Genomic DNA, 13,744 nt, shown 5'->3' on the forward strand with positions numbered 1-13,744 from the left:
ACGGACGCTTCCTTTGTACTCACCCTCTCGGGCTTTCCTCCGGGCTTTCCCTTCGGTCTTGCGTTTCCGACTCTATCAGACTCTTTCGTGTCCGATTCCCGGTCGAAGCGGGTTGCTTTTCAGTTCTTCGCTTTCGCGTTTCCCTGTTCCGGCGGTTCCAACCTTACCAGACTCATTTCGTTCCGTTTCCGGTTCGAATTTGATTCCGGCGGCCGCTGGAGTGGCCTTTGCCTTTCGGCGTGTTCACCACTTTAGTCGATTTCCTTGGCGGCTCATAATCGAGCCGATAGGGACAAATTTCGGCACGCCGAAATCGCACCCGCCAGGGTGGATCGAAGGTAGTGGTTGGCCGCTTCCGAGTGCTCAGACTTGGTCCGATGGACCGTGTCGACAGCAGTACCCGTTCAAGCGGCTCGGACTACATTAGGCGGCCCGCAGGGGCGAGTCAAGTTGCGCGGCGGCGTGGCGCGTGGGGCCGGTAGGGGCTCACGGTGGGGTCGTCGTCGATCCAGAAGCGCCAGGGATGCAAGGCACCGTCGCCGCCCACGCCGGTGCGAGGCCCGTTGCGTACCTGGTCGAAGGGTGGCGGGGTGCCGTGCAGTACGGACAACGAAGCACCCGGGTGGGCGATGGCGTCGGTGCCGTTCAGGGCTTTGTCGACGTCCAGGGCGGTGGCCAGGCGGGCCGGACCTTTGGCCAGTTCTCTGTCATTGCGGGCTGAGAATCGCCGTTTGCGGCTGAGTTCGGCACCCACACGGATCTCGCCGGCTCGGAGCAGTACACCGCTCGCCATGCCCTCGGGGCCGCACACCAGATTGAGGCAGTGCCACATGCCGTAGATTAGTCACTGAGCATGTATGTCGCCCGGAGGGAGCGAACATTTCCGCAGGTCGGACTCCATGCCCGCACACGCCAGGTGTGCTCTGACTACACGCACGGCGTGCGGTCTTGGTGAACACGGCAGGGCACGGGAGCACCCTTGGCCTTCTGGAACAGATGTCGCGGGAGCACCAGGCAGGCCGCCCCGGAACGGGGCGAGACGAGGTGAAGATCCTTGGCCCGCGCTACCGCGTTGCGGGTGCTCTGATCGGAGAGCCGCTTGCCGTCCTTGCCCAGCACTGCCGCGAGTCGTCCCGGGTCGAAGGCCGCGTGGCCCTGCCTGTCGGCCCAACCGATGGCGGCGAAGTGGACGCGGTAGGCAAGCGGGTGTCCAGGGTCCTGCGCCATGCGCCGGTACTCGTGCTGGCTGACCCCGCCCCACGGGCGGTTGAGACCGAAGCTGATAGCCACTGGTAGGCGGCTCCCCTCCTGTGAGGCGCACACGAGTGCGCCTGTGAACCCCGCCGGACGGGCGGGACATGTGCCTCCCTTTCGTCGCGGGGGTGGACCGGCCATGGCTGGCACGGTCTCTTCACAGGTGACGCCCAAGGCTTTGCGCTTGGACTCGGTCTCGTGCGGTCGGGAGCGACGGCGGCGACCTGGCCAAGGGACCTTACACGAAGGAGGGAGGACCCCCGTTAGGGAGAGACCTCCCGTGTGGTGCTGCTCTGTTCTCACCGGTCGCTGTGGATAGCGGTCATCTTGCGGATGAGATCGGTGAAGTCGCGGGGGAAGACCATCACGGCCCGCCCGAGCGGGACGATGACCCGTCCCTCATCGAGGGTCGTAAGCGGCCGTCCATCGATGTACACCGTTGGCTGCTCGTCGTTGTGCACAGCGACGGTGATCCTGGCGGTGCGGAAAGAACGCACCAAGGGGGTCATCCCCCAACCCTCCGGCCCGAGTCGGCGCACGTCGACAGTCACCCGACCGGCCGGGAACGCGTCACATGCCACGCTCGTGAGCGATCACGCATCCTCGGGCCCAACTTCCACGCCGACTCACCGGCGAGCCGCGAGCGAGGCGCACAGCGGCTCAGGCTCCAGAGGACGGCTTGGCTCTCGGGCTCAGTCGGTACGCCGAGACTGTTGGATCACCGGCGAGGTAGAAGCGGTGCTGCCAGTCGTGGGCTCTGCTCACGCCTACCCGAGGACCAACCCGGATGAGTGCGGCGGGTACTGGCTCACCCTCGGACAGCGTGACCGAGGCGCCTGTCAGCAGGTCTGTGCCATCGTGCTCTGCCGTGATGCCGAGCGCTTGGCAGAAGTTCCCCGGACCCCGCGCGAGACGTGGACTCTCGACCTTGCCCCCTCGCCGCTTGCGTGCCAGGTCTTCCCCTTCGATGACCCTGCCTGCCCGGATGAGGACAGCTGAGGCGATGCCGTCTGTCCCGGTGACGATGTTCGCGCACCAGTGGAGACCGTGAGACCGATAGACGTACAGGTGTCCTGCGGGCCCGAACATGACGGCGTTGCGGGGTGTCCTGCCTCGGTAGGCGTGGGAGGCTGGGTCGGCCGCACCGGAGTACGCCTCGGTCTCCGTGATGGTGATGCTCACGGTTCCCTCGGGGGTCTCGTGGGTGAGGATGGAACCGAGCAGCGTGGGGGCGACTTCTTCAGCGGGGCGAGCGAGATTCACAGCGTTCATGCTGATCGACTTGACGTGCCGTAGGTGAAGTAGACGTACGCATGGCCGGGCGGTCCGTACATCACGCTGTTGCGGCGGGTACGGCCGCGGAAGGCGTGGGAACCGGGGTCGATCTCGCCCGCGTACGCCTCCACCTCGGTGAGGCGGAGCTCGATGGATCCGTCGGTCGAGTTCCGTACCAGCGTCCGGCCCAGCAGGTCGGGTGCCACGTCCAGCACGGGGCGGTCGAAGAAGTCGCGCGTCAGCGGCGTACGGTCCAAGCCCTCGATCATGGCGATCGAGGTTACCGGGAACCGACTACGGTCGTGGCGCGTATCTAGGGGTCAGGACCAAGGAGGAGTAAATATGGGCTTCAAGCGGCTGCTCGCGAGCATGGGTGCCGGTGGTGCTTCGGTGGAGACGGAGCTGACCGAGCTCAACGTCGTACCGGGTGGAGTCGTCCAGGGCGAGGTGCGGATCCAGGGCGGTTCCGTGGCGCAGCAGATCGAAGGGCTGTCGGTCGGCCTGCAGGCGCGCGTCGAGGTCGAGGGCAACGACCAGGAGATGAAGCAGGACATCGAGTTCGCCAAGCTGCGGCTCGGTGGTGCGTTCGAGGTGCAGGCCGGTGCGGTGCACGTCGTGCCGTTCGGGCTCGAGATTCCGTGGGAGACGCCAGTCACGATGCTCGCCGGTCAGCACCTGCCCGGCATGAACATCGGTGTGACGACCGAGCTGGAGATCGCGCGGGCGCTGGACTCGGGCGACCTCGACCCGATCAATGTGCACCCGCTGCCGGCGCAGCAGGCGATCCTGGACGCCTTCGGGCAGTTGGGCTTCGGCATCCGCAGCGCGGACATGGAGCGCGGTCACATTCGCGGTACGCGTCAGCGGCTGCCGTTCTACCAGGAGATCGAGTTCTTCCCGCCGCAGCAGTACCGGGGGCTGAACCAGGTCGAGCTGACATTCGTCGCGGACGACCGCGAGATGGATGTCGTGCTGGAGATGGACAAGAAGCCGGGCCTCTTCAGTGAGGGCAGCGACTCGTACCGGGCGTTCAAGGTCGGCCTGCACGACTTCCAGGGGACCGACTGGGCGGCATACCTCAACCAGTGGCTCGCCCAGGTCGGCGGTCAGCGCAACTGGCTCTAGGGTCGGTGGCGAGATACCGGAGCCGATCAGGAAAGGTGTTGACGTGACCGAGCCGAAGAGGCCGCCGCTTCCGCATGACTTCCATCCCGACGTGCCGTCGTTCACGGTGGTGAGCGAGGATCTCGCTCCGGGAGCCGTACTGGCCGATGCCCAGGTGTTCGCGGCCGGCAACACCTCGCCGCAGCTGCGATGGGAAGGGTTTCCGGCGGAGACCAAGAGCTTCGCCGTGACCTGCTTCGATCCAGATGCTCCGACGGGCAGCGGGTTCTGGCACTGGGTCGTCTTCGACATCCCGGCGTCGGCCACGGAACTGCCGGCCGGTGCGGGCAGCGGGAAGTTCGCCGGGCTGCCCGAGGGTGCCGTTCAGGTCCGTAACGACTACGGGTCGACGGAGTTCGGCGGTGCCGCGCCGCCGCCCGGGGAGAACCACCGCTATGTCTTCACCGTGTACGCGGTGGATGCCGAGAAGCTGGGGGCCGACAGCGATGTGTCGCCCGCGGTCGTCGGCTTCAATCTGCGGTTCCACACGCTGGGACGTGCTCAGCTGATCGGTGAGTACCCCGGACCCGCGTAGTACGCGATGAGCTGAGAGTTCCCCCGCTGTTTGCCCTGCCCTGGTCTTGGAGAGATCAGGGCAGGGCATTTTTTATTGCGTTGTCCATCACGGCCTGCCCAGCCAGAGTTGATCCGGGCCTGCCGGGGGGTGGGCGGCACACGGGAGGTGGGCGAAATGCGGGACACGCTGGTTCTCAACGCGAGCTTCGAGCCGCTGTCGACAGTAACGCTGAACCGTGCGGTGGTACTGATCCTGCAGGACAAGGCTGTCGTCGAGCAGTCGCACCCCGATCTCCGTATGCGTGGCGCCGCCGTGGACATTCCGGTGCCCCGGGTGATCAGGCTCTGCCGGTACGTACGGGTGCCGTTCCGAAGACAGGCGCCGTGGTCCAGAAGGGGTGTGCTGATACGGGACCAGCACCGGTGCGCGTACTGCGGGCGGCGGGCGACAACCGTCGACCATGTGGTCCCGCGGGCCCAGGGCGGTCAGGACACCTGGCTCAATACGGTGGCGTCCTGTGCCGAGGACAACCACCGCAAGGCGGCCCGGACGCCGGAGCAGGCGGGGATGCCGTTGCTGCGGGAGCCTTTCGTCCCGTCGCCTGCGGAGGCGATGCTGCTGGCGCTGGGGGCCGGTGAGCGGTCGGCACTGCCGGAGTGGCTGGACCGGACCGCGGCCTAGGAGGCGTACGTACATCGTCGTACCGAAAGCCCGTCTTCGTACGTAAGAAGGCGGGCTTCCGTGTGTCTGCGGATCAGCTGTGCTGAGGCGAGGTTGCAGGATGGTCGTCCCGCACCCCTGTGATGATCGGCGTGCGGCGCACTGATCATGCACAGGTGGTGTACGCGTCAGTCGACCGGGGGTTCCTCGCGGCGCTCCTTGCGCTCCTTGCCGGTGTTGAAGCCCGGGACACCCGTGCCGAGGTTACCGAAGGCACCGCTGAGGCCCTTGAGGGCGTCGCCGATCTCGCTGGGCACGATCCAGAGCTTGTTGGCGTCGCCCTCGGCGATCTTCGGGAGCATCTGGAGGTACTGATACGAGAGGAGCTTCTGGTCCGGGTCGCCGGCGTGGATGGACTCGAAGACCGTACGGATGGCCTGGGCCTCGCCCTCGGCGCGCAGGGCCGCGGCCTTGGCCTCACCCTCGGCGCGCAGGATCGCGGACTGCTTCTCGCCCTCCGCGGTGAGGATCGCGGACTGCCGCGTTCCTTCGGCCTGGAGGATCGCTGCGCGCTTGTCACGGTCGGCACGCATCTGCTTCTCCATCGAGTCCTGGATGGAGGTGGGCGGTTCGATCGCCTTGAGCTCGACGCGGTTGACGCGGATGCCCCACTTGCCGGTGGCCTCGTCGAGGACTCCGCGGAGCGCGGCGTTGATCTCCTCGCGGGAGGTCAGGGTCCGCTCCAGGTCCATGCCGCCGATGATGTTGCGGAGGGTGGTGACGGTGAGCTGCTCGATCGCCTGGATGTAGCTGGCGACTTCGTAGGTCGCGGCCCGCGCGTCCGTCACCTGGTAGTAGATGACGGTGTCGATGTTGACGACCAGGTTGTCCTGGGTGATCACCGGCTGGGGCGGGAACGGGACGACCTGTTCACGGAGGTCGATCCGGTTGCGGATGGTGTCGATGAATGGAACGACGATGTTCAGGCCGGCGTTGAGCGTGCGGGTGTAGCGGCCGAAACGCTCCACAATGGCTGCGCTGGCCTGCGGAATGACCTGGATCGTCTTGATCAGGGCGATGAAGACGAGCACCACCAGAATGATCAGGACGATGATGATCGGTTGCATCGTGTTCCTCGTGCCCTTCGGTTGCCGACGGATCGCGATGATCGGGGTCGGATCTCATGAGGTCCGGATCTCATGATGATCGACATCGAGTCTGGCAGACCGCGGTCCGCCGTGTATGCGGTTCGGTCACATGACGACGGCCGTAGCCCCGTCGATGTCCACGACGTCCACGTGCCGGCCGGGTTCGAAGCTCTGCTCCCCGTCGTATGCGCGGGCGGACCAGATCTCACCGGCGAGCTTGATGCGGCCCCCGTTGCCGTCGACCCGTTCCAGGACGACGGCCTGACGGCCCTTCAGCGCGTCTATGCCGGTGGCGAGCCGGGGCCGGTCCGCGCGGTGTCTGGCGGCGATCGGGCGGACCACCGCGATGAGTGCGACGGAGACCACGACGAAGACCAGGACCTGGGCCACGATGCCGCCGCCGAGAGCCGCGACGACTGCCGCGGCGACCGCTCCGACAGCGAACATCCCGAACTCGGGCATCGCGGTCAGCACGAGCGGAATGCCCAGCCCGACCGCGCCGATCAGCCACCACACCCACGCGTCGATGTCCACGTGGTCATGGTAGGACCGCGGGTCCCTTCGCCGACAGGGTTGCGATCAGGACATTCAGGACAGCGGAAGGCCGTGCGCGGTGTATCGCTCGCTGGCGTGCTCGACGATGAGCGGCAGACCGAAGCAGAGGGAGAGGTTGCGGGAGGTGAGCTCGGTCTCCATGGGGCCCGCGGCGAGGACCTTGCCCTGACGGATCATGAGGACGTGGGTGAAGCCCGGGGCGATCTCCTCGACATGGTGGGTGACCATGATCATGGAGGGGGCGAACGGGTCACGGGCGAGCCGGCCGAGGCGGCGGACCAGGTCCTCCCGGCCACCGAGATCGAGACCGGCGGCGGGCTCGTCGAGAAGGAGCAGCTCGGGGTCGGTCATCATGGCGCGGGCGATCAGCGTGCGTTTGCGCTCACCCTCGGAGAGGGTGCCGAACTTGCGGTCGAGGTACTCGGTCATGCCGAGCCGGTCGAGGAAGGCGCGGGCGCGGTCCTCGTCGACGGCGTCGTAGTTCTCGTGCCAGGTGGCGGTCATGCCGTACGCGGCGGTGAGCACCGTCTGCAGGACCGTCTGGCGTCTGGGCAGCTTCTCGGCCATGGCGACACCCGCGATACCGATGCGGGGACGCAGGTCGAAGACGTCGGTGCCGACGCCGCCGAGCTGCTCGCCGAGGACCTTGGCGGTGCCCCTGGTCGGGAAGAGGTAGCTGGACGCGACGTTGAGGAGGGTGGTCTTGCCGGCGCCGTTCGGGCCGAGGATGACCCAGCGCTCCCCCTCCTTGACCGACCAGGAGACGTCGTCCACCAGAGCGCGTCCGTCGCGGACCACGGATACGTCCACCAGCTCCAGTACATCGCTCATGAGCGCGTTGTCTCCCCATACAGTCTCGAGATCGTCGCGTGCCTGTGGGCACAGCTCCCAGGGAAAACCTACGCCACCCCTGGAGTGCTCCTGCTCTTAGGTCCGGTTCCCTAGGCTGTTCCCATGCTTTCGGAACCACGCTCAGGGCTGCTGGCCGCATGGGGCAACGCGCTTCTCGCCGGGCTTGCGTCGCCGGACGACGCGGCGCTCGCGATTGTCGGAGAAGACGCGGTGCACCGCGTCGAGGGACTGCCGGGTGAGGCGGGGCCAGTCGGGCTCACGCTTGCGCTGGGGCGGCTGCGGGGACTGGGGGCGACCGGTTTCCGGGTCGCGCTGCCGGTGCCGGGGCATCCGCTGGGGCTCAGCGGGCCGCCGGAATTCAACGCACGGGCGCTGGAGGCGGAGGAGGCGGTGATTGCTTCCGGTGTGCCGTACGGGCTGGTGCCCGAGGTGCGGGAGGTGGGGCCGGCCGGGGATCTGCACGTCGAGGTGGTGTGGCGCTGTCTGCCGGTACGGGAGGCCCCGCCGGCGGATGTGCCGTCGCTGAGCGAGGCGGAGCGGGAGCTCGCGGAGGCCCTGCGGGATGCGACGGCGGTGCTGTCGCGGCTGGACGTGGCCGGCTCGGGGCCGGTGGCCGAGGCAGCGGTGGATGCGTACCGGGCGCGGACGGAGCGGGGGCGGGAGGTGCTCGCTCCGGGGTATCCGCCACGGGCGGTACGGGTGCTGGAGCTGGCTCAGCGGGTGGGGCTGCTGATCTCGGTAGCAGACGAGAACGGGCACGGCGGAGCGGTGAGCGCGTCGGAGATCGCAGCGCGGGCGGAGGCCTTGCGGCCGGTGGAGCGAGTGGCCCGGCGGGCTCAGGTGGCGGCGTACAACGCGTATGTGGAGGGCCTGGAGCGGGGGTAGTCGACGGGGGCGGAGTACGGGGGCCGTCCGGTGGCCCTCATTCACCGACCGCCGGACGGGCCTGTTCTGCCCGGGTTCGGGTTTGATGGTCCGCCAGTCGAGGTGTGGGGCTGCACGGTTGATGCCGGACGGGGCCCCGGTCGGGCCCGTCCGGCATCAACCGGCTTGGGGCGGTCAGCCGTTCAGGCCGAAGTTACCGAAGGCGGGGTTGAGCAGGCCGATGACGTTGACCGTGTTGCCGACCACATTCACCGGGACGTGGACCGGGACCTGGATGACGTTGCCGCTGATCACGCCCGGGGAGTGGGTCGCTGCGCCATGGGCGCCCGCGCCGTGACCGGTGGCGGAGGCCGCGCCCGCGCCCGCGCCCGCGGCGACGATGCCACCGGCGATCATGGTGACGGCAGCGGCCTTCTTCAGGTTCTTCACTTCAGGATCCTCCTAGCGTCGCTGCGGCCAGCCGCCGCAGCACGCCATGGAGAACGCTCCCGGGCCGGACAGGATGCGCCGTATGGGTGACATACACCCGACAGTATGAATCTCAGCCTGGAGGGAACCGGTCCGCTGCGGTCCCGATCAGCCTGCCACCCCATGTCGGACGGCCCAGAGGGCGGCCTGGGTGCGGTCCGACAGATCCAGCTTCATCAGAATGTTCGACACATGCGTCTTGACGGTCTTCTCGGAGAGGACCAGCGCCCTGGCGATCTCACGGTTGGATCGGCCGTCGGCGATCAGGCTCAGTACCTCCCGCTCCCGCTCGGTGAGGGTGTTCCCCCGCCCCGTACCGCTGCCCGCGTCCTCCTGGGCGAGCAGGGCTCCGGCGACCTCCGGCTGGAGCAGGACATGGCCCGCGTGCACCGAGCGGATGGCGCCCGCCAGTGCGTCCGGGTCGACGTCCTTGTATACGTAACCCGAGGCGCCCGCACGCAGGGCAGGGACCACTGTGCGCTGCTCGGTGAAGCTGGTGACGATCAGCACCTTGGCCGGGTTCTCCAGTTCCCGGAGCTTTCGGAGCGCCTCGATGCCGTCCGTGCCCGGCATCTTGATGTCCATCAGGACCACGTCGGGGCGCAGCTCCTCGGTCCTGGCCACGCCCTCCGCGCCGTCGGCCGCCTCGCCGACGACCTCTATGTCGTCCTGGATCTCCAGGAACGTACGCAGACCGCGGCGGACCACCTGGTGGTCGTCGACCAGCAGCACCCTGATGATCTTGTCAGCCACCGGGTACCTCCAGCTCGATCGTGGTGCCCTTGCCGGGCGCCGATTCAACGGTGAGCCTTCCGCCGACACCGCTCGCGCGGTCCCGCATCGACACCAGGCCCAGATGACGGCCGGCCTGCCGCGTTGCTGTGGGTTCGAATCCGCCGCCGTCGTCGGTGATCCGCATGACCGTGCCGGTGCCGCGCCGGACCAGCGTGACGTCGACCTGTTCGGCGCCCGAGTGACGCAGCGCGTTGTGCAGAGCTTCCTGGGAGACCCTGAGCAGCGCCTCCTCCTGGGCGGCGGGCATGGCCCGTACGCCGAGGCTCTCGAAGGTGACCCGGGCGGTGTGGGCGCGGTCCAGGACCTGGATCTGGGTACGGAGCGTCGCGACGAGGCCGTCCTCGTCGAGCGCGGCGGGGCGCAGTTCGACGACGGCGGCGCGCAGCTCGTCCGCCGCCTCGGCGGCCAGCGCGGCGACCTGCTGGAGCTCGCCCTTGGCGCGGGCCGGGTCGCGGTCGACCAGGGCGGCGGCGGCCTGGACCGTCAGCCGCAGGGAGAACAGCTTCTGACTGACCGCGTCGTGCAGCTCATGGGCGAGCCGGGACCGCTCCTCGGCGATGGTGAGCTCACGGCTTCGCTCGTACAGCCTGGCGTTGGTCAGGGCGATCGCCGCGTGCTGGGCGAGGATCGACAGCAGCTCCTCGTCCTGTGCGGTGAAACCGCAGCTGCCCTGGGGCTTGGGGCACCGCTTGTTGGCGAGGAAGAGCGCGCCGATGACTTCGTCGCCGTCCCTGATCGGCAGGCCGAGGAAATCGGACATGTCGGGGTGGGCATCGGGCCAGCCCTCGAAGCGGGGGTCCTTGCGGACGTCGGCAAGGCGCTCGGGCTTCGCCTCGTGGAGCATCGCGGCGAGAATGCCGTGCTGCCGGGGCAGCGGGCCGATGGCCTTCCACTGCTCGTCGCTGACACCGTCGACGACGAACTGGGCGAAGCCTCCGTGGTCGTCGGGGACGCCCAGGGCCGCGTACTCGGCGTCCAGCAGATCGCGGGCCGACACGACGATCGTCTTCAGGACGTCACGCATTTCGAGGTGCCGGCTCATGGCGAGCAGCGCGGCACTCACCGCTGCGAGGCCCGACGGTGGGCTGTGGCTCATGGCCTCACCGTACCGGCGGGGTGGCCATGCCGTATCGGCCTGTGGACGGCGGGCGCCTAGGGCGCTGGGCCTAGGCCGAAGTTCCTTGCAGGGGTGCGGCTCGCGGACGAGGCGCGGCGCGTGGGGGCGTTCCTACGTTGGGTGTGCCGAGGGTTCATCGGTGATTGCCGACGTAATGGCCGACGTAACAAGGGGACGGTTGTCATGCCTGTCGCGATGATCACGGGCGCTTCGAAGGGGCTGGGCCGCGCGCTGGCCGCGGCGCTCGCCCAGCGGGGCTGGGATCTGGTGCTGGATGCCAGGACCGCCGGGGCGCTGGAGGGGGCGGCGAAGGAGCTGGCGGAGCACGGGGCGCGGGTGGTCGCGGTGCCCGGGGATGTCACGGACGCCGGGCACCGCGGGGAGCTGGTGGCCGCCGCCGGAGAGCTCGGCGGACTCGATCTGCTGGTGAGCAATGCGAGTGCGCTGGGCGCCGAGCCGCTCGTGCGGCTCGATGCGCTGCCACTGGACGGGCTGCGGCAGGCGCTGGAGACCAATCTGGTGGCGGCGCTCGGTCTGGTGCAGGGGACGCTGCTGCGGGCTTCGGCGGCGGGCGCGGTCGTGGTGGTGAGTTCGGACGCGGCGGCGGAGCCGTACGAGACCTGGGGCGGTTACGGTGCGTCGAAGGCGGCGCTCGACCAGCTGGCCGCGGTGCTGGGGGTGGAGGAGCCGGGGCTGCGGGTGTGGGCGGTCGATCCGGGAGACATGCAGACCGCTCTCTACGCGCGGCGGCGGTACCGGACGACGACGATCCGCGACCGCTTCCGGAGAGTGCGGTGCCCGCGTTCCTGCGGCTGCTGGAGCAGCGGCCGGCGAGCGGGCGGTATGCGGCGTCGCCGGAGCCGGCCGGGTCGGCGTTGTCCGGGGAGGGCCTGTGACCGCGCTGGAGGCGTTGCGGGTGCCCCCGGAGCTCTCGGCGCGGGTACCGGCAGAGCAACGGGGTGCGGGGCGTGATGACGTACGGCTGCTGGTGTCACGGGGGCAGGAGGTCTCACACCATGCGTTCCGGGAGCTGCCGGGGCAGCTGCGGGCCGGGGACGTACTCGTCGTCAATACGTCTCCGACACTGCCCGCCGCGGTGAACGGCCGGGTGGGCGGTGCGCGCGTCGTCGTGCACTTCTCGACGCGGGGCGAGGACGGGCAGTGGGCGGTGGAGCTGCGCCGTCCGGACGGGACGGGAGCGACGGTGCCGCGCCGCGGTGGGCCGGCCGGGGCCGCCGCGCGTCTGCCGGGGGGCTCGCGGCTGGTGCTGGAGGAGCCGCTGGGCGGCGCGGGCGGGTACGGCACGGGACCGCTGGGTGCGGCGGGGGCCAGGCTGTGGTGGACGCGGGTGTCGACGGAGGTGCCGGGGCTGCTGCGGCAGTACGGGCGGCCGATCCGATACGGCTATACGGAGCGGGACCAGCCGCTGTCCGCGTATCAGACGGTCTTCGCCGTGGACTCCCCCGACGGGAGCGGTTCGGCGGAGATGCCGAGTGCCGCTCGGCCGTTCACCGCGCAGCTGGTGGTCGCGCTGGTGAGCCGCGGCGTGCAGTTCGCGCCGCTGACGCTGCATACGGGGGTGGCGTCGGCGGAGTCGCACGAGCCGCCGTACCCGGAGCGCTTCGCCGTGCCGCGCGCGACGGCCTGGCTGGTCAATGCGGCGCGGGCAGGCGGTGGGAAGGTCATCGCGGTCGGCACGACGGCGGTGCGGGCACTGGAGTCATCGGCGGGGGCGGACGGGGTGGTGCGCGCGGCCGCCGGCTGGACGGATCTGGTGGTGATGCCGCAGCGCGGCGTGCGGGCGGTGGACGGGCTGCTGACCGGGCTGCACGAGCCGGAGGCCTCCCATCTGCTGATGCTGGAGGCGATCGCCGGGCGGGCGGCGCTGCGGTGCGGATACGCGGAGGCACTGCGCCATCGGTACTTCTGGCACGAGTTCGGGGATCAACATCTGCTGCTCCCCGATCCGGAACGTAACACTCCGAATTGCTGAAGCAACTGATGGCGAGGTTGTTACACGGCCGATGTGAGGCCGCGCATAGGACGCATATCACTTACGAAGCCCGCTAGTGGATGCATAAGTGCCACGTCAGTCGGCATGAGCGCGGGCCGTCACCTACGAGGGGGTCCGTGATCCACTATCCGGGTTCGTACGTCACACGATTGCCACAGCATTTTGCGGCCGCTAAGAATTGCTCTCGTCCCCGACGGAGATGTGAACCCGTCGCATCCGTCTTCGTCCTCCGTGAGGACCCCGCAATTCGAAGAGGTACGACTGCATGTCCACGTCGAGCATCCACAGCCGTCTTCGTCGCCTGAGCAAGACCCAGAAGCTCTCCGCCGCGGGTGTCTCCGCCGCCTGCTGCGCCGCCCTCTCGCTCTCCCTCGTCCCGGCCCACGCCGAGACCCCTGCCGAGCCGCAGGCCGCCTCCGCCGCACCGGTGGTCATCGACGGCCTCCCGCAGGCCAAGACCATCCAGGCCAGCATCATCGAGCAGCACTCCACCGCCGAGAAGCTGGTGAAGGCCGCCGACGCCGTCAAGGCGAAGCAGGCCGCCGCCGCCAAGGCGAAGGCGAAGGCCGCCGCGAAGGCCAAGGCTGTCGCGAAGGCCAAGGCCAGGGCGAAGGCCGCCGCGAAGGCCAAGGCCGATGTCGCGAAGCGGTCCCCCCAGGCCGCCAGCCGCTCCGCCGCCCGCACTCCGGTCTACGCCAACAACCTGAACGGCTGGATCACCGAGGCGCTGGACATCATGAAGGCGCGCGGCATCCCGGGCTCGTACAACGGTCTGCACCGCAACATCATGCGGGAGTCCACCGGTAACCCGAACGCGGTCAACGGCTGGGACATCAACGCCCAGAACGGCACGCCGTCCTGCGGCCTGCTGCAGGTCATCCAGCCGACGTTCAACGCGTACCACGTCCCCGGTACCTCGACGAACATCTACGACCCGGTCGCCAACATCACCGCCGCGGCCAACTACGCCGCCGACCGGTACGGCTCGATCGACAACGTCAACAGCGCGTACTGATCAACCCAACACGATGCACGACGCC

Annotated in this window: 15 protein-coding genes and 3 pseudogenes; 7 read left to right on the forward strand and 11 right to left on the reverse strand. The window is 68.8% G+C overall.

All coding sequences use genetic code 11. The features are described from left to right. Positions 1-445: 445 nt before the first annotated feature. The 5 genes and pseudogenes from ABZV38_RS04020 to ABZV38_RS04040 all read right to left on the reverse strand — a co-directional run. A pseudogene (locus tag ABZV38_RS04020) lies at positions 446-838 on the reverse strand (DNA-3-methyladenine glycosylase); the annotation flags it as partial. Positions 839-927: 89 nt separating this feature from the next. Continuing rightward, positions 928-1,290: a hypothetical protein gene (locus ABZV38_RS04025; RefSeq protein ID WP_356324291.1), complete on the reverse strand. Its 363-nt coding sequence runs from the start codon at positions 1,288-1,290 to the stop codon at positions 928-930. A gap of 263 nt (positions 1,291-1,553) precedes the next feature. After that, positions 1,554-1,754, reverse strand: coding sequence for a hypothetical protein (locus ABZV38_RS04030; RefSeq protein ID WP_356324293.1), 201 nt, complete (start codon positions 1,752-1,754; stop codon positions 1,554-1,556). Between the two features lie 160 nt (positions 1,755-1,914). Continuing rightward, the gene (locus ABZV38_RS04035) at positions 1,915-2,526 is read right to left on the reverse strand and encodes a DNA-3-methyladenine glycosylase (protein ID WP_356324296.1); all 612 of its coding nucleotides are present in this window, start codon (positions 2,524-2,526) and stop codon (positions 1,915-1,917) included. Positions 2,527-2,543: 17 nt separating this feature from the next. Then, positions 2,544-2,798, reverse strand: a pseudogene (locus ABZV38_RS04040) (DNA-3-methyladenine glycosylase); the annotation flags it as partial. A 73-nt stretch (positions 2,799-2,871) separates the two neighbouring features. Between ABZV38_RS04040 and ABZV38_RS04045 the strand changes: the two are divergent. The 3 genes from ABZV38_RS04045 to ABZV38_RS04055 all read left to right on the forward strand — a co-directional run bounded on the left by ABZV38_RS04045 (position 2,872) and on the right by ABZV38_RS04055 (position 4,891). Further along, entirely contained in the window at positions 2,872-3,654 is a 783-nt protein-coding gene (locus ABZV38_RS04045) for a sporulation protein (protein WP_356324298.1), read from the forward strand. Positions 3,655-3,697: 43 nt separating this feature from the next. After that, positions 3,698-4,228, forward strand: coding sequence for a YbhB/YbcL family Raf kinase inhibitor-like protein (locus ABZV38_RS04050; protein WP_356324300.1), 531 nt, complete (start codon positions 3,698-3,700; stop codon positions 4,226-4,228). 156 nt (positions 4,229-4,384) lie between these two features. Further along, positions 4,385-4,891, forward strand: coding sequence for an HNH endonuclease (locus tag ABZV38_RS04055; protein WP_356324301.1), 507 nt, complete (start codon positions 4,385-4,387; stop codon positions 4,889-4,891). A gap of 167 nt (positions 4,892-5,058) precedes the next feature. Here ABZV38_RS04055 and ABZV38_RS04060 read toward each other — a convergent pair whose 3' ends face one another. The 3 genes from ABZV38_RS04060 to ABZV38_RS04070 all read right to left on the reverse strand — a co-directional run bounded on the left by ABZV38_RS04060 (position 5,059) and on the right by ABZV38_RS04070 (position 7,404). Then, positions 5,059-5,997 (reverse strand): SPFH domain-containing protein, encoded by a 939-nt coding sequence (locus ABZV38_RS04060; RefSeq protein ID WP_356324304.1) that lies wholly within the window; start codon positions 5,995-5,997, stop codon positions 5,059-5,061. A 126-nt stretch (positions 5,998-6,123) separates the two neighbouring features. Further along, positions 6,124-6,552, reverse strand: coding sequence for an NfeD family protein (locus tag ABZV38_RS04065; RefSeq protein WP_030974434.1), 429 nt, complete (start codon positions 6,550-6,552; stop codon positions 6,124-6,126). A gap of 54 nt (positions 6,553-6,606) precedes the next feature. Beyond that, positions 6,607-7,404: an ABC transporter ATP-binding protein gene (locus ABZV38_RS04070; RefSeq protein WP_356324306.1), complete on the reverse strand. Its 798-nt coding sequence runs from the start codon at positions 7,402-7,404 to the stop codon at positions 6,607-6,609. Positions 7,405-7,527: 123 nt separating this feature from the next. Here ABZV38_RS04070 and ABZV38_RS04075 point away from each other — a divergent pair, with 123 nt between their 5' ends. Next, complete coding sequence (locus tag ABZV38_RS04075; RefSeq protein WP_356324308.1) at positions 7,528-8,310, forward strand: hypothetical protein; 783 nt, start codon at positions 7,528-7,530, stop codon at positions 8,308-8,310. Positions 8,311-8,484: 174 nt separating this feature from the next. On the opposite strand, the gene ABZV38_RS04080 is transcribed toward ABZV38_RS04075, so the two are convergent. The 3 genes from ABZV38_RS04080 to ABZV38_RS04090 form a co-directional block, all read right to left on the reverse strand. Then, complete coding sequence (locus tag ABZV38_RS04080) at positions 8,485-8,739, reverse strand: chaplin family protein (protein ID WP_356324310.1); 255 nt, start codon at positions 8,737-8,739, stop codon at positions 8,485-8,487. A gap of 147 nt (positions 8,740-8,886) precedes the next feature. After that, positions 8,887-9,531, reverse strand: a complete 645-nt coding sequence (locus ABZV38_RS04085; protein ID WP_356324312.1) for a response regulator transcription factor — start codon at positions 9,529-9,531, stop codon at positions 8,887-8,889. Then, positions 9,524-10,669 (reverse strand): GAF domain-containing sensor histidine kinase, encoded by a 1,146-nt coding sequence (locus ABZV38_RS04090; RefSeq protein ID WP_356324315.1) that lies wholly within the window; start codon positions 10,667-10,669, stop codon positions 9,524-9,526. The genes ABZV38_RS04085 and ABZV38_RS04090 overlap by 8 nt, the downstream gene beginning before the upstream one ends. A 204-nt stretch (positions 10,670-10,873) precedes the next feature. Between ABZV38_RS04090 and ABZV38_RS04095 the strand changes: the two are divergent. The 3 genes and pseudogenes from ABZV38_RS04095 to ABZV38_RS04105 all read left to right on the forward strand — a co-directional run bounded on the left by ABZV38_RS04095 (position 10,874) and on the right by ABZV38_RS04105 (position 13,719). Further along, a pseudogene (locus ABZV38_RS04095) lies at positions 10,874-11,586 on the forward strand (SDR family NAD(P)-dependent oxidoreductase). Then, positions 11,583-12,683 (forward strand): S-adenosylmethionine:tRNA ribosyltransferase-isomerase, encoded by a 1,101-nt coding sequence (locus tag ABZV38_RS04100; RefSeq protein WP_356324317.1) that lies wholly within the window; start codon positions 11,583-11,585, stop codon positions 12,681-12,683. The pseudogene ABZV38_RS04095 and the gene ABZV38_RS04100 overlap by 4 nt, the downstream one beginning before the upstream one ends. A gap of 286 nt (positions 12,684-12,969) precedes the next feature. Then, entirely contained in the window at positions 12,970-13,719 is a 750-nt protein-coding gene (locus ABZV38_RS04105; RefSeq protein WP_356324319.1) for a transglycosylase SLT domain-containing protein, read from the forward strand. Positions 13,720-13,744: the final 25 nt, after the last annotated feature.

The sequence above is a fragment of the Streptomyces sp. NPDC005181 genome (assembly GCF_040608395.1).
Taxonomy (GTDB): domain Bacteria; phylum Actinomycetota; class Actinomycetes; order Streptomycetales; family Streptomycetaceae; genus Streptomyces.

What these genes read in the sequence shown, in the direction of transcription:
- ABZV38_RS04060 (WP_356324304.1), bottom strand. Translation starts at nt 5,997, where the DNA reads ATGCAACCGATCATCATCGTCCTGATCATTCTGGTGGTGCTCGTCTTC.
- ABZV38_RS04070 (WP_356324306.1), bottom strand. Translation starts at nt 7,404, where the DNA reads ATGAGCGATGTACTGGAGCTGGTGGACGTATCCGTGGTCCGCGACGGA.
- ABZV38_RS04090 (WP_356324315.1), bottom strand. Translation starts at nt 10,669, where the DNA reads ATGAGCCACAGCCCACCGTCGGGCCTCGCAGCGGTGAGTGCCGCGCTG.
- ABZV38_RS04045 (WP_356324298.1), top strand. Translation starts at nt 2,872, where the DNA reads ATGGGCTTCAAGCGGCTGCTCGCGAGCATGGGTGCCGGTGGTGCTTCG.
- ABZV38_RS04055 (WP_356324301.1), top strand. Translation starts at nt 4,385, where the DNA reads ATGCGGGACACGCTGGTTCTCAACGCGAGCTTCGAGCCGCTGTCGACA.
- ABZV38_RS04035 (WP_356324296.1), bottom strand. Translation starts at nt 2,526, where the DNA reads ATGAACGCTGTGAATCTCGCTCGCCCCGCTGAAGAAGTCGCCCCCACG.
- ABZV38_RS04075 (WP_356324308.1), top strand. Translation starts at nt 7,528, where the DNA reads ATGCTTTCGGAACCACGCTCAGGGCTGCTGGCCGCATGGGGCAACGCG.
- ABZV38_RS04105 (WP_356324319.1), top strand. Translation starts at nt 12,970, where the DNA reads ATGTCCACGTCGAGCATCCACAGCCGTCTTCGTCGCCTGAGCAAGACC.